This window comes from Pseudomonas parafulva (assembly GCF_000800255.1).
In the GTDB taxonomy this organism is placed as follows: Bacteria; Pseudomonadota; Gammaproteobacteria; order Pseudomonadales; family Pseudomonadaceae; genus Aquipseudomonas; species Aquipseudomonas boreofloridensis.
Genome location: NZ_CP009747.1, coordinates 237,868 through 250,986, shown reverse-complemented (window position 1 = coordinate 250,986; position 13,119 = coordinate 237,868). Strand labels below are relative to the sequence as shown.

The following is a 13,119-nucleotide window of genomic DNA, read 5'->3' as shown; positions in this document are numbered from 1 at the left end:
TCCTCAATGTGGCGCTTCGGCAGCGTGGTTGAGCGAATACTTGGGGATTTCGATGGTCAGGTCCTGGTCGGCGACCACCACCTGACAGCCGAGACGCGACTGCGCCTCCAGACCCCAGGCCTTGTCCAGCATGTCCTCTTCCAACTCGTCGGCTTCCTCGAGGGATTCGAGGCCCTTGCGCACGATGCAATGGCACGTGGTGCAAGCCTTCACGCCGCCACAGGCACTTTCCATTTCGATATGGTGCTCATGGGCCAGCTCCAGGATGTTGGTGCCGGACGCGACCTCGACGGTCAGCCCCTCGGGGCAGAATTTCTCATGCGGCAGGAATGTCACCAGCGGCATCGATTACTCCTCGATCTCATTCAGGTTGCGCCCGGCCAGTGCGGCTTTGACCGTCGAATCAAGGCGACGGGCGGCAAAAGCATCGGTCACCTGCGACAGACGCTTGGTCTGCTGCTCGATGGCCGGGCCATCGGTGCCGTTGAGCAAATCACGCAATTCTTGCATCTGGAACTCGATGGCCTCGCGCTCCTCGCCACTGAGCAGGCGCTCGCCGTCCGCCTCGAGGGCACCCTGTACCGCTTCGAGCAGGCGTTCGCCATCGACCTGATGCTCGCGCAGCTGGCGCGCCTGCTTGTCGGTACCAGCGTGTTCGAAGGAGTCCTTGAGCATGCGGGCGATCTCGCCGTCGGTCAGGCCGTACGAAGGCTTCACCTGAATACTCGACTCCACACCCGAGCCCAGTTCGCGCGCGGCGACGCTCAACAGCCCATCCGCATCCACCTGGAACGTGACGCGGATCTTCGCCGCGCCGGCGACCATGGCCGGAATGCCACGCAACTCGAAGCGCGCCAGCGACCGGCAGTCGCTGATCAGCTCGCGCTCGCCCTGCAGGACGTGGATCATCATGGCCGACTGGCCGTCTTTGTAGGTGGTGAACTCCTGGGCGCGCGCCACCGGAATGGTGGTATTGCGCGGGATCACCTTCTCCATCAACCCGCCCATGGTCTCCAGGCCGAGCGACAGAGGGATCACGTCCAGCAACAACAATTCACCGCCTTCGCGTCGATTGCCGGCCAAGGTATCGGCTTGAATCGCCGCGCCGATGGCCACCACTTGATCGGGGTCGATCGAGGTCAGCGGCGCACGACCGAACAACGTGCCGACCGCGTCGCGCACACGCGGCACACGGGTCGATCCACCCACCATGACCACCGCCCCCACCTCTTCCAGCTCGACGCCGCTGTCGCGCACGGCGCGGCGGCAGGCCTTGAGGCTACGGGCGATCAACGGCTCGATCATGCCTTCGAAATCGGCACGGCTGAGCTCACCGCTCCAGGCGCCGTGGCTGACGCGAACGCTATCGGCATCGGTCAAGGCTTCTTTGGCGGCGCACGCCGCCTGCAACAACTGGCGCTGAGTGGCAGGGTCGAGGTCAGCGGACAGGCCCGCCTGCTCAATGATCCAGCCCGCGATGGCGTGATCGAAGTCATCCCCGCCCAGGGCCGTGTCGCCGCCGGTGGCCAGCACTTCGAACACGCCGGCCGTGAGGCGCAGAATGGAAATGTCGAAGGTGCCGCCGCCCAGGTCGAAGATCGCCACCACGCCTTCGGCGTTCTGGTCCAGACCATAGGCCACCGCCGCTGCGGTCGGCTCGTTGAGCAGGCGCAGCACGTTCAGCCCGGCCAGACGCGCAGCATCCTTGGTGGCCTGACGCTGAGCGTCGTCGAAATAGGCCGGCACGGTGATCACCGCGCCCACCAGTTCGCCACCCAAGGATTCCTCGGCGCGCTGACGCAGCACCTTGAGAATGTCGGCCGACACCTGCACCGGGCTCTTGGGCCCCTGAACAGTGTCGATGAACGGCATGTGCGACTCGCCACCGACGAACCGGTATGGCAGCTGTTCACCCAACTGTTTGACGTCGGACAGGCCTCGTCCCATCAGGCGCTTGACCGACAGGACACTGTTGAACGGGTCGCTGGAGGCCGCATCGCGGGCAGCCTGGCCGACTTCGCAGCGGTCCTCCAGGTAGCGCACCGCGGACGGCAGGATGAGGTTGCCCTGGGCATCGGGCAGCGGCTCGCTGCGGCCGCTGCGTACCGCGGCGACGAGAGAGTTGGTGGTCCCCAGGTCGATGCCCACCGCCAGGCGGCGCTGGTGCGGCTGGGGGCTCTGACCGGGTTCGGCGATCTGCAGTAGGGCCATGCTTATCTTGATACCTTGGGCGCCGTCACGGCGGCGCCGGGGTTAATCGTCGAGGCGCTCTTCGAGTTGGCGCACTTCCTGGGCGAGCTTGTCGAGGAACTGCATGCGGCGCATCAGGCGCTCGGCCCTGTCGCGCTCGGCAGCTTGATCCCAGCAAGCGGCGAATTCCTCGTCGAGAGTGCTCTGGGCACCCTTCAGGCGCTGCTTGAACACGGCAACGCCGTCGAGGTCGGCTTCGTCCTGCAGTTCCTCGAGTTCTTCGCGCCACTGCATCTGCTGCAACAGGAAGTCGGGGTCGTGGACCGTGACTTCCTGAGGCACCTCATGGCCGCTGATGGCCAGCAGGTAACGCGCGCGACGCGGCGCACTGCGCAGCGTCTGGTAGGCGTCGTTGAGGGCTGCGGAGTTTTCCAGGGCCAAGCGCTGCTCACGCTCGGAGGCGTCGGCGAAGCGGTCGGGATGGACCTCGCGGGCCAGCTCGCGATAACGCGTGGCCAGCTTGTCGAGGTCCAGGCGGAAGCTCGGTTGCAGGTCGAACAGAGCGAAATGGCAAGGGCTACCCACGTCAGGCCTCAGACATTGAAGCTTTCGCCGCAGCCACATTCACCGCGCACGTTGGGGTTGTTGAACTTGAAGCCTTCGTTCAACCCTTCCTTGACGAAGTCCAATTCGGTGCCATCGAGGTACACCAGGCTCTTCGGGTCGATGATGACCTTCACGCCGTGGTTCTCGAACACCTGGTCTTCGCTCGCCAGCTCATCGACGAACTCCAGCACGTAGGCCAGGCCCGAGCAGCCGGTGGTACGCACGCCCAGGCGAATGCCTTCACCTTTGCCGCGCCCGTCAAGGGAGCGGCGAATGTGGTTGGCGGCGGCTTCTGTCATGCTGATAGCCATCGGAACTCCTTCGCGTGGGCGACTTAGATCAAGCCTTTCTTCTGCTTGTAATCGCGTACGGCTGCCTTGATGGCATCCTCAGCGAGCACCGAGCAGTGGATCTTGACCGGCGGCAATGCCAGTTCTTCGGCCAGCTGGGTGTTCTTGATGGTCTCGGCTTCGTCCAGGGTCTTACCCTTCATCCACTCGGTGGCCAGGGAGCTGGAGGCGATGGCCGAGCCGCAGCCGTAGGTCTTGAACTTGGCGTCTTCGATCACGCCTTGTTCGTTGACCTTGATCTGCAGGCGCATCACGTCGCCGCAGGCCGGAGCACCGACCATGCCGGTGCCGACGTCTGGGTCTTCCGCGTTCATCTTGCCGACGTTGCGCGGGTTCTCGTAGTGGTCGATGACCTTTTCACTGTATGCCATGGTGCAATTCCTTCCTCGTCAGGGAGCCGCTCTTGCTGGCGACTGCTTAGTGGGCGGCCCACTCGATCTTGGAGATGTCGACGCCGTCCTTGTACATATCCCACAGCGGCGACAGTTCACGCAGTTTGTTCACGGCCTTGCAGACTTCCTGCGCGGCGTAGTCGACCTCTTCCTCGGTGGTGAAACGACCGAAGGAGAAGCGGATCGAGCTGTGCGCCAGCTCGTCGTTGCGGCCCAGAGCGCGCAGCACGTAGGACGGTTCGAGCGACGCGGAGGTGCACGCCGAGCCGGACGATACCGCGATGTCCTTGAGCGACATCAGCAGCGACTCGCCTTCCACGTAGTTGAAGCTCAGGTTCAGGTTGTGCGGTACGCGCTGGGTCTGGCTGCCGTTGACGTACAGTTCTTCGAGGTCCGAGACCTGCTTGAAGAAGCGGTCGCTCAGGGCCTTGATGCGCACGTTTTCGGCGGCCATTTCCTGCTTGGCGATGGCAAATGCCTCGCCCATGCCGACGATCTGGTGAGTCGGCAGGGTGCCCGAACGCATGCCACGCTCGTGACCGCCGCCGTGAATGATGGCTTCCAAACGTACGCGCGGCTTGCGGCTGACGTACAGCGCGCCGATGCCTTTAGGCCCGTAGGCCTTGTGCGCGGAGAACGACATCAGGTCGACCTTGAGCTTCTGCAGGTCGATCTCGACCTTGCCGGCCGACTGCGCGGCATCGACGTGGAACAACACACCGCGAGCACGGGTGAGTTCACCGATGGCAGCGATGTCGTTGATCGAGCCGACTTCGTTGTTCACGTGCATCAGCGAGACCAGGATGGTGTCGTCACGCAGCACCGCCTCGACCATCGCCGGGGTGATGATGCCGTCTTCACCGGGTTCGAGGTAGGTGACTTCGAAACCTTCGCGCTCGAGCTGGCGAGCGGTGTCCAGAACCGCCTTGTGCTCGATCTTGGAGGTGATGATGTGCTTGCCCTTGGTCTGATAGAAGTGCGCGACGCCTTTGATGGCCAGGTTGTCGGACTCGGTGGCACCGCTGGTCCAGACGATCTCGCGCGGGTCGGCATTGATCAGTTCAGCGACCTGGCGACGGCCGTTCTCGACGGCTTCCTCGGCACGCCAGCCGAACACGTGGGAACGCGAGGCCGGGTTACCGAAGTTTCCGTCGACCAGCAGGCAGTCGGCCATTTTCTGCGCGACACGGGGATCGACCGGTGTGGTCGCGGAGTAATCGAGGTAGATCGGCAACTTCATTGAATATCTCCTATCAGGCGTTGGCGTCGCTCGTCGCATCAGTCGACGGCGGACGTCTCAATCTTGTCCAGCTGGGCAACGCGACCGGCGACACGGCGCAGGTCCTGGCGCTGGGCGACTTCCTGCACCTCACGGCGCATGACGAGGTCGGCCAGACTGATGCCGCTGAGGAATTCATGGATCTGCTGGCTGAGGTCGCACCACAGATGGTGGGTCAGGCAGGTGTCACCGGAGTGGCAGTCGCCGAGGCCTTGGCAGCGGGTCGCATCGACCGACTCGTTGACCGCGTCGATCACCTGAACCACCTGGATGGTTTCCATGGTTCTGGACAACTGGTAGCCACCACCGGGACCGCGCACGCTGGAAACCAGACTGCTGCGGCGCAGCTTGGCGAACAGCTGTTCCAGATAAGAAAGGGAAATGCCCTGACGCTCGGAAATGTCGGCCAGGGATACCGGTCCATGCTGCGCGTGCAACGCCAGGTCGAGCATGGCGGTGACGGCGTATCGGCCTTTGGTAGTCAATCGCATGGCTATGGGTACCACGGGAGTTACAGGATGTGTGCGAGTATGCGATTCCCGAGCATTTAAGTCAACTATAAGACCTAGTGCTTTAGTCGGGTTTGAATGCGGGAGGCGGCGCGATGATAGCAGACACGGGCCGGCAGCACACGCCCTTGGCCAATGCGCCGACCTGTGTTGACGGAATCAGTGCGCCGCCGCGTCGCTCTTGATCGCCGGCTTGACCTCGGCAAAGTCCTCCTCGGGCAGAGCCGGCAGCGCCTTGGCGCTGTAGTCGCTGCCCAACTGAGTGAGCGCGCCGCACATGCCTTCAAGGCGCTCGTCGACCGCCTGCAGGTGATCGAGCATCTGGTCGATGGCGCGGGCCACCGGATCGGGCATGTCGGCGCTGACGCCGTAGGCATCGAAGCCGATCTTCTCGGCCATGGCCTTGCGCCGCGCACCCGCCTCATCGTCCTGCTGCCTCACGATGATGCGCCCGGGAATGCCCACGGCGGTCGCCCCCGCCGGCACCGCCTTGGTGACCACGGCATTGGAGCCGATCTTGGCTCCAGCGCCAACAGTGAATGGGCCGAGCACCTTGGCGCCGGCCCCGACCACCACCCCGTTTTCCAGCGTGGGGTGGCGCTTGCCTTTATTCCAACTGGTGCCGCCGAGCGTCACCCCTTGGTACAAGGTGACGTCGTCGCCGATTTCGGCGGTCTCGCCGATGACGATACCCATGCCGTGATCGATGAAGAAGCGTCGGCCAATGGTTGCACCTGGGTGGATCTCGATCCCGGTGAGCCAGCGCCCGAAGTTCGACACCAGCCGCGCCAGCCACTTGAAGTCGCGACGCCACAGGGCGTTGCCCAGGCGATGCAACCAGATGGCATGCATACCGGGATAGCAGGTCAGCACCTCGAAGGCGTTGCGCGCGGCCGGGTCGCGGTGGAATACGCTTTGGATGTCTTCACGCAGACGGTCGAACATGGGGTCTAGTCCTTGCGCTTGTGCGCGTCACCCCGGACGACCTTCTGGGTCTCGGTGAGGATGCCACGCAAGATGCTCATTTCCGAACGATTGACCGAGCTGCGCCCATACAACCGGCGCAGACGCGGCATCAGGTGCTTGGGCTTCGCCGGGTCGAGGAAGCCGATGTCCACCAGGGTCTTTTCCAGGTGCTCGTAGAACCGCTCCATCTCGTCCATGGTGGCCAGGTCGTCGCTGGGCGGCGAGCCAACCTCCAACGCCTCGACCGCCGAAGGCGCTTGCTGAGCGGCCAGCCAGGCCATGCGCACTTCGTAGGAAAGCACCTGGACGGCCGCCGCCAGGTTCAGCGAGCTGAAATCGGGGTTCGAGGCGATGTGCACATGGAAGTGACATCGCTGCAGCTCTTCGTTAGTGAGCCCGGCATGCTCGCGCCCGAACACCAGAGCGATCTCCTCGCCGCCGACGGCATGCGCCACTGCCTTGGCACCGCACTCGCGGGGATCGATCAGCGGCCAAGGAATGCTGCGCTCACGGGCGCTGGTGCCCATGACCAAGGTACAGCCGGTCAGGGCTTCTTCGAGGCTGTCGACCACCTGCGTGCTCGCCAGCACATCGTCGGCCCCGGAGGCCCGCGCCGCGGCCTCATCGGACGGAAACACCTTCGGCTGCACCAGTACCAGCCGCGACAGGCCCATGTTCTTCATGGCACGCGCAGCGCCGCCGATGTTGCCGGGGTGGCTGGTATTGACCAGAACGACACGAATATTCTGCAGCACGGTGACACGCTCACGAAGGCACACGACAAGGCCCGCGATGTTACCTAAGCGAGGGGCGTAACGCCACGAAAGTGCATGTCACCCTTCTGCCGGAACAGTTTTCTGATAGACTAGGCGGCTTTCTTCTTTAACATCTCCAGGTGAAACGCCCATGCAGCCTATGCTGAATATCGCCCTGCGCGCCGCTCGCAGCGCCAGTGAACTGATTTTCCGCTCCATCGAACGCCTGGATAGCATCAAGGTCGACGAGAAAGAGGCCAAGGATTACGTCTCCGAGGTCGATCGCGCCGCCGAGCAGACCATCGTCAACGCCCTGCGCAAGGCTTATCCGAACCACTCGATCCAAGGCGAAGAAACCGGCCTGCATGCCGGCACCGGCGAGGAAGGCAAGGACTACCTGTGGATCATCGATCCGCTGGACGGCACCACCAACTTCCTGCGTGGCGTTCCCCACTTCTCGGTCAGCATCGCCTGCCGCTATCGCGGTCGCCTCGAGCACGCGGTCATCGTCGATCCTGTGCGCCAGGAAGAATTCACCGCCAGCCGCGGTCGCGGCGCCCAGCTCAATGGCCGACGCCTGCGCGTCAGCTCGCGCACCAGCCTGGAAGGCGCCCTGCTCGGCACTGGCTTCCCGTTCCGTGACAACCAGATGGCCGACCTGGACAACTACCTGGGCATGTTCCGCGCCCTCACCGGCCAGACCGCCGGCATCCGCCGCGCCGGTTCCGCTGCGCTGGACCTGGCCTACGTAGCGGCCGGTCGTTTCGACGCCTTCTGGGAGTCGGGCCTGTCGGAATGGGACATGGCAGCCGGCGTGCTGCTGATCCAGGAAGCGGGCGGCCTGGTCAGCGACTTCAATGGCGGCCACGACTTCCTCGAGAAAGGCCACATCGTTGCCGGCAACATTAAATGCTTCAAGGCGGTGCTGACGGCGATCCAGCCGCACCTGCCGGAAAACCTGAAGCGCTGAGGCGATCTCGGCGGCACAAAAAAAGCACCTCTCGAGGTGCTTTTTTTTATTCAACTGCGCCTGAAAAGAACGCGATCCGTCGTCACTGCCCAGGCTGCGCCTGACTCAACACCAGCTTGCCATTCTTGTCCAGCGGAATGGTCGAACCCGGCTCGTGATCCATCTTCACCACACCTGCCTGATCACCGATGGTGTACTTGACCGTATAGCCCACCACCTTGTCGCTGAGGTCATTGACCGTGTTGCAGCGGGTCTGCGTGGTGGTGTAGGTGTCACGCTGCTGCATGCCTTCCTGCACCTTGTTGCCGGCATAGCCGCCGCCCACTGCACCGGCCACGGTGGCCAGCTTCTTGCCGTTGCCGCCGCCGATCTGGTTACCCAGCAGGCCGCCCGCCAACGCACCCACCACCGTACCGGCGATCTGGTGCTGGTCCTGCACCGGACGCTGCCGGGTCACGGTCACGTCCTTGCACACTTCGCGCGGCGTCTTCACCTGTTGCTTGATCGGCTGCACATCGGTGACCTGGGCGTATTCAGGCCCTTTGTTCACCAAGCTGTAGGTCGCCACAGCACCTCCGGCAGTGACACCGACAGCACCCAGAACCGCACCCACCAGCATTGATTTGTTCACGTGGACTCTCCTGATCGTACTCACGGGGCTACGCCCGCCTTCTCCCTGCCTTGGAGCAAAAAAAAAGGCGCGAGTTCAACACTCGCGCCTCTTGTTACGCCAAACGGCGTAGGAAATTACTTACGGTCGGTCGTCCGCACCCTCGGCCTTAACCGGCGGGATCAGGTCTTCGCTGTTCAGATTCAGCCAGATCAGCACCACGTTGGCGATGTAGATCGACGAGTAGGTACCGGCCATGACGCCGATGAACAGCGCCAGGGAGAAGCCGAACAGGTTGTCGCCGCCGAAGAACAGCAAGGCGGCGATGGCCAGCAGGGTCGACACCGAGGTGGCGATGGTGCGCAGCAGGGTCTGGGTGGTCGAGACGTTGATGTTCTCGATCAACGAAGCCTTGCGCATCACCCGGAAGTTCTCGCGCACCCGGTCGAACACGACGATGGTGTCGTTGAGCGAGTAGCCGATGATCGCCAGCACCGCTGCCAGCACCGTCAGGTCGAAGGTGATCTGGAAGAACGACAGGATGCCCAGGGTCACCACCACGTCGTGGATCAGCGAAACGATGGCGCCCACGGCGAACTTCCATTGGAAGCGGAACGCCAGGTAGATGAGGATACCGCCCAGGGCCAGAAGCATGCCGAGGCCACCCTGGTCGCGTAGCTCTTCACCCACCTGCGGGCCGACGAACTCGACGCGCTTGACGGTCGCCGGGTTGTCGCCGCCAAGTTTCTGCAGGGCGCTGGCCACGCGATTACCCAGTTGTGGGTCGTCGCCAGGCATACGCACCAGCAGGTCGGTGGTGGCGCCGAAACTCTGCACCACGGCCTCATGGAAACCGGACTCGACCAGCTCGGCACGTACTGCCTTGAGGTCAGCCGGGCGTTCGTAGGTCAGCTCGATCAGCGTGCCGCCGGTGAAGTCCAGGCCGAAGTTCAGGCCCTTCTGCCACCAGCTGAACAGCGCCAGCACGGTGAGGAGCATGGTGATGGCGAACGCGACATTGCGCACGCCCATGAAGTTGATGGTTTTCATCGCAGCTCCCTCAAACCCACAGCTTCTTGATGTCACGCCCGCCGCAGGTCAGGTTGACCATTGCGCGGGTCACCATGACGGCGGTGAACATCGAGGTGAAAATCCCGAGGGACATGGTGACCGCGAAGCCCTTGACCGGGCCGGTACCCATGGCGAACAGGATGCCGCCGACCAGCAGGCTGGTCAGGTTGGCGTCGATGATCGCGGTATAGGCGCGGTTGAAACCTTCATGAATGGCGCGCTGCACCGACATGCCGGCTTTGAGCTCCTCGCGGATACGCGAGAAGATCAGCACGTTGGCGTCCACCGCCATACCCATGGTCAACACGATACCGGCGATACCCGGCAGCGTCAGGGTGGCCCCCAGCAGCGACATCAGCGCCAGCAGCAGCACCATGTTGCCCGCCAGGGCGACGGTGGCGATCACGCCGAAACCGCGGTAGATGGCGATGATGAACAGCGAGACGAACAGCATGCCCCACAGCGACGCATCGACACCCTTGGTGATGTTGTCGGCACCCAGGCTCGGGCCGATGGTCCGCTCTTCGGCGAAGTACATCGGTGCGGCCAGGCCACCGGCACGCAGCAGCAGCGCCAGCTCGGACGACTCGCCCTGACCGTTCAGGCCGGTGATGCGGAACTGGCTACCCAGCGGCGACTGGATGGTCGCCAGGCTGATGATCTTCTTCTCTTCCTTGAAGGTCTGGATCGGTACGTCTTTCTCGACGCCATCGACCACCTGCTTCTCGTAGCGGGTCATCGGACGCTGCTCGATGAAGATCACCGCCATGCTGCGACCGACGTTGCTGCGCGTGGCGCGGCTCATCAGCTCGCCACCGTGACCGTCGAGGCGGATGTTGACCTGTGGACGACCGTGCTCGTCGAAGCTGGCCTGGGCGTCGGTGACCTGGTCGCCGGTGATGATCAGGCCGCGCTCGACCGCCGCCGAACGATTGCCGTCGCGGAACTCGAACACCTCGGTAGTGGCTTTCGAAGCGCCGGGCTCGGCACCGAAGCGGAACTCCAGGTTGGCGGTCTTGCCGAGGATACGCTTGGCTTCGGCAGTGTCCTGCACGCCCGGCAGTTCGACCACGATGCGGTTGCCGCCCTGACGCTGGACCAGCGGCTCGGCCACACCCAGCTCGTTGACCCGGTTGCGCACGGTGGTGAGGTTCTGCTTGACCGAGTACTCGCGGATTTCCGCGACCTTGGCCGGCGTCAGCGCCAGGCGCAGGACCGACAGCTCGTTGCGCTCGGTGGTGGTGATGTCGAAATCACTGAAATTCTTGCGGACCAGGGCACGGGCCTGTTCGCGGGTGGCGTCGTCGGAGAAGCCGAGCAGAATGGCACCGTCCTGCTGAGGCAGGCTGCGGTAGCGCACGCGCTCCTTGCGCAGCAGGGTCTTGACCTCGCCGTCGTAGACCTTCATCCGGGCGCTCATGGCCTTGTCCATGTCCACTTCGAGCAGGAAGTGCACACCACCGGAGAGGTCCAGGCCCAGCTTCATCGGGCTGGCGCCCAGGTTGCGCAGCCATTGCGGGGTGGTCTGGGCCAGGTTCAGCGCAACGACGTAGTCGTCACCCAATGCCTTGCGCACCACGTCCTTGGCCGGCAGTTGATCTTCCTGGTTGGTCAGGCGCACCAGCGCACTGCCCTTCTCGCCCAGGCTGCCGCCCTTGACCGCGATACCGGCATCGGTCAGCGCCTTGGTGGCGCGGTCGAGGTCGGCCTGGCTCACGTGCAGGGCCGAGCTTGCGCCGCTGATCTGCACCGCCGGATCGTCCGGGTAGAGGTTGGGAGCGGAATAAATAAAGCCGACCGCCAGTACCACCAGGATCAGCAGGTATTTCCACAGAGGGTATTTGTTCAGCATCACGCCGCCCGTTCAAGACGCGGGGCGCGTTGCGCGCCCCGACTGGAAAAAATGAAACCGGTAACTCAGATAGCCTTGAGCGTACCTTTCGGCAGGGTCGCGGCGATGGCGCCCTTCTGGAACTTCAGCTCGACGGTGTCGGACACTTCCAGCACCACGAAATCATCCGATACTTTGACGATCTTGCCGGCGATACCGCCGTTGGTGACCACTTCGTCGCCTTTCTGCAGGGCACCGAGCAGGTTCTTCTGCTCCTTGGCGCGCTTGGCCTGAGGACGCCAGATCATCAGGTAGAAGATGACCAGGAAGCCGACCAGGAAGATCCACTCGAAGCCGGTACCGGCGGGGCCGGCGGCCGGGGCTGCAGCGTCCGCGTAAGCGGCGGGAATCAGAAAGCTCATGTAGCACTCCAGTTGCTTAATTTAGTGTTGTGTACGAACAGTCAATCCAAAGGCGGTACGGGAAGTCCGCGCTTGGCATAGAAGGCGTCGACAAAGGCGGCCAATTTACCCTGTTGAATAGCCTCGCGTAAACCGGCCATCAAGCGCTGGTAATGGCGCAAGTTGTGGATGGTATTGAGCATACTGCTCAGCATTTCGCCGCACTTGTCCAGGTGATGCAGATAGGCGCGCGAGAAGTTGCTGCAGGTGTAGCAGTCACAGGTCGGATCCAGCGGCGAATCATCGTGGCGATGGAACGCATTGCGGATCTTGATCACCCCTGTATCGACGAACAGATGACCGTTGCGCGCGTTGCGCGTGGGCATCACGCAGTCGAACATGTCGACGCCGCGGCGCACACCCTCAACCAGATCTTCCGGTTTGCCTACCCCCATAAGGTAACGAGGTTTGTCAGCAGGCATCTGCGCCGGCAGGTAGTCCAGCACCTTGATCATCTCGTGCTTGGGCTCACCCACCGACAGGCCACCAATGGCCAAGCCGTCGAAGTCGATGTTGACCAGCGCTTCCAGCGAACGCATGCGCAGGTCCTGGTACATACCACCCTGGACGATGCCGAACAGCGCGGCGGTATTGTCGCCGTGGGCGTTTTTCGAACGCTGGGCCCAGCGCAGCGACAACTCCATGGAGGTGCGCGCCACGTCATGCTCGGCCGGGTACGGCGTGCACTCGTCGAAGATCATCACGATGTCCGAGCCCAGGTCGCGCTGCACCTGCATCGACTCTTCCGGCCCCATGAACACCTTGGAACCGTCCACCGGCGAGGCGAAGGTCACGCCCTCTTCCTTGATCTTGCGCATCGCACCCAGGCTGAACACCTGGAAGCCGCCGGAGTCGGTGAGAATCGGGCCTTTCCACTGCATGAAATCGTGCAGGCCGTTGTGCTTCTTGATCACCTCGGTGCCCGGACGCAGCCACAGGTGGAAGGTGTTGCCCAGGATGATCTCGGCACCGATGGCCTCGATGTCACGCGGCAGCATGCCCTTGACCGTGCCGTAGGTGCCCACCGGCATGAACGCCGGGGTTTCCACGGTGCCACGGGGGAAGGTCAGCCGACCACGACGGGCCTTGCCGTCGGTGGCCAGCAGTTCGAAGGACATACGACAGGTGC

General features: G+C 63.3%; 15 protein-coding genes. 1 reads left to right on the top strand and 14 read right to left on the bottom strand.

Features of this window, described 5'->3' with window-relative positions; all coding sequences use genetic code 11:
- Positions 1–3: 3 nt before the first annotated feature.
- The 9 genes from fdx to trmJ all read right to left on the bottom strand — a co-directional run bounded on the left by fdx (position 4) and on the right by trmJ (position 7,047).
- Positions 4–345, bottom strand: a complete 342-nt coding sequence (gene fdx, locus NJ69_RS01055) for an ISC system 2Fe-2S type ferredoxin (protein ID WP_029613654.1) — start codon at positions 343–345, stop codon at positions 4–6.
- A 3-nt stretch (positions 346–348) separates the two neighbouring features.
- Positions 349–2,211 (bottom strand): Fe-S protein assembly chaperone HscA, encoded by a 1,863-nt coding sequence (gene hscA, locus NJ69_RS01050; RefSeq protein ID WP_039575489.1) that lies wholly within the window; start codon positions 2,209–2,211, stop codon positions 349–351.
- Between the two features lie 42 nt (positions 2,212–2,253).
- Entirely contained in the window at positions 2,254–2,775 is a 522-nt protein-coding gene (gene hscB, locus NJ69_RS01045; RefSeq protein ID WP_039575488.1) for a co-chaperone HscB, read from the bottom strand.
- Between the two features lie 8 nt (positions 2,776–2,783).
- On the bottom strand, positions 2,784–3,107 hold the full coding sequence (iscA, locus tag NJ69_RS01040; RefSeq protein ID WP_029613656.1) for an iron-sulfur cluster assembly protein IscA: 324 nt from the start codon (positions 3,105–3,107) through the stop codon (positions 2,784–2,786).
- 23 nt (positions 3,108–3,130) lie between these two features.
- Positions 3,131–3,517 (bottom strand): Fe-S cluster assembly scaffold IscU, encoded by a 387-nt coding sequence (gene iscU / locus NJ69_RS01035; protein ID WP_003248539.1) that lies wholly within the window; start codon positions 3,515–3,517, stop codon positions 3,131–3,133.
- A gap of 46 nt (positions 3,518–3,563) precedes the next feature.
- Positions 3,564–4,778 carry an IscS subfamily cysteine desulfurase gene (locus NJ69_RS01030; protein ID WP_039575446.1) on the bottom strand — a complete coding sequence of 405 codons (1,215 nt, stop codon included), beginning with the start codon at positions 4,776–4,778 and terminating at the stop codon, positions 3,564–3,566.
- Between the two features lie 38 nt (positions 4,779–4,816).
- Positions 4,817–5,308, bottom strand: a complete 492-nt coding sequence (iscR, locus tag NJ69_RS01025) for a Fe-S cluster assembly transcriptional regulator IscR (RefSeq protein WP_029613657.1) — start codon at positions 5,306–5,308, stop codon at positions 4,817–4,819.
- 177 nt (positions 5,309–5,485) lie between these two features.
- Complete coding sequence (gene cysE, locus NJ69_RS01020; RefSeq protein ID WP_039575444.1) at positions 5,486–6,271, bottom strand: serine O-acetyltransferase; 786 nt, start codon at positions 6,269–6,271, stop codon at positions 5,486–5,488.
- Between the two features lie 5 nt (positions 6,272–6,276).
- The gene (gene trmJ, locus NJ69_RS01015) at positions 6,277–7,047 is read right to left on the bottom strand and encodes a tRNA (cytosine(32)/uridine(32)-2'-O)-methyltransferase TrmJ (RefSeq protein WP_039575441.1); all 771 of its coding nucleotides are present in this window, start codon (positions 7,045–7,047) and stop codon (positions 6,277–6,279) included.
- 151 nt (positions 7,048–7,198) lie between these two features.
- Between trmJ and suhB the strand changes: the two genes are divergently transcribed.
- Positions 7,199–8,017, top strand: a complete 819-nt coding sequence (suhB, locus tag NJ69_RS01010) for a type III secretion system regulator SuhB (RefSeq protein ID WP_029613659.1) — start codon at positions 7,199–7,201, stop codon at positions 8,015–8,017.
- Between the two features lie 82 nt (positions 8,018–8,099).
- On the opposite strand, the gene NJ69_RS01005 is transcribed toward suhB, so the two are convergent.
- The 5 genes from NJ69_RS01005 to tgt all read right to left on the bottom strand — a co-directional run bounded on the left by NJ69_RS01005 (position 8,100) and on the right by tgt (position 13,108).
- Positions 8,100–8,648: a glycine zipper 2TM domain-containing protein gene (locus NJ69_RS01005; protein ID WP_029613660.1), complete on the bottom strand. Its 549-nt coding sequence runs from the start codon at positions 8,646–8,648 to the stop codon at positions 8,100–8,102.
- 120 nt (positions 8,649–8,768) lie between these two features.
- Entirely contained in the window at positions 8,769–9,677 is a 909-nt protein-coding gene (gene secF, locus NJ69_RS01000) for a protein translocase subunit SecF (protein WP_039575437.1), read from the bottom strand.
- Positions 9,678–9,687: 10 nt separating this feature from the next.
- On the bottom strand, positions 9,688–11,550 hold the full coding sequence (gene secD / locus NJ69_RS00995; RefSeq protein ID WP_029613661.1) for a protein translocase subunit SecD: 1,863 nt from the start codon (positions 11,548–11,550) through the stop codon (positions 9,688–9,690).
- A 65-nt stretch (positions 11,551–11,615) separates the two neighbouring features.
- Positions 11,616–11,951 (bottom strand): preprotein translocase subunit YajC, encoded by a 336-nt coding sequence (yajC, locus tag NJ69_RS00990; RefSeq protein ID WP_029613662.1) that lies wholly within the window; start codon positions 11,949–11,951, stop codon positions 11,616–11,618.
- A 41-nt stretch (positions 11,952–11,992) separates the two neighbouring features.
- A complete protein-coding gene (tgt, locus tag NJ69_RS00985; RefSeq protein ID WP_016393977.1) occupies positions 11,993–13,108 on the bottom strand; it encodes a tRNA guanosine(34) transglycosylase Tgt in 1,116 nt (371 codons plus the stop codon).
- Between the last annotated feature and the right edge of the window lie 11 nt (positions 13,109–13,119).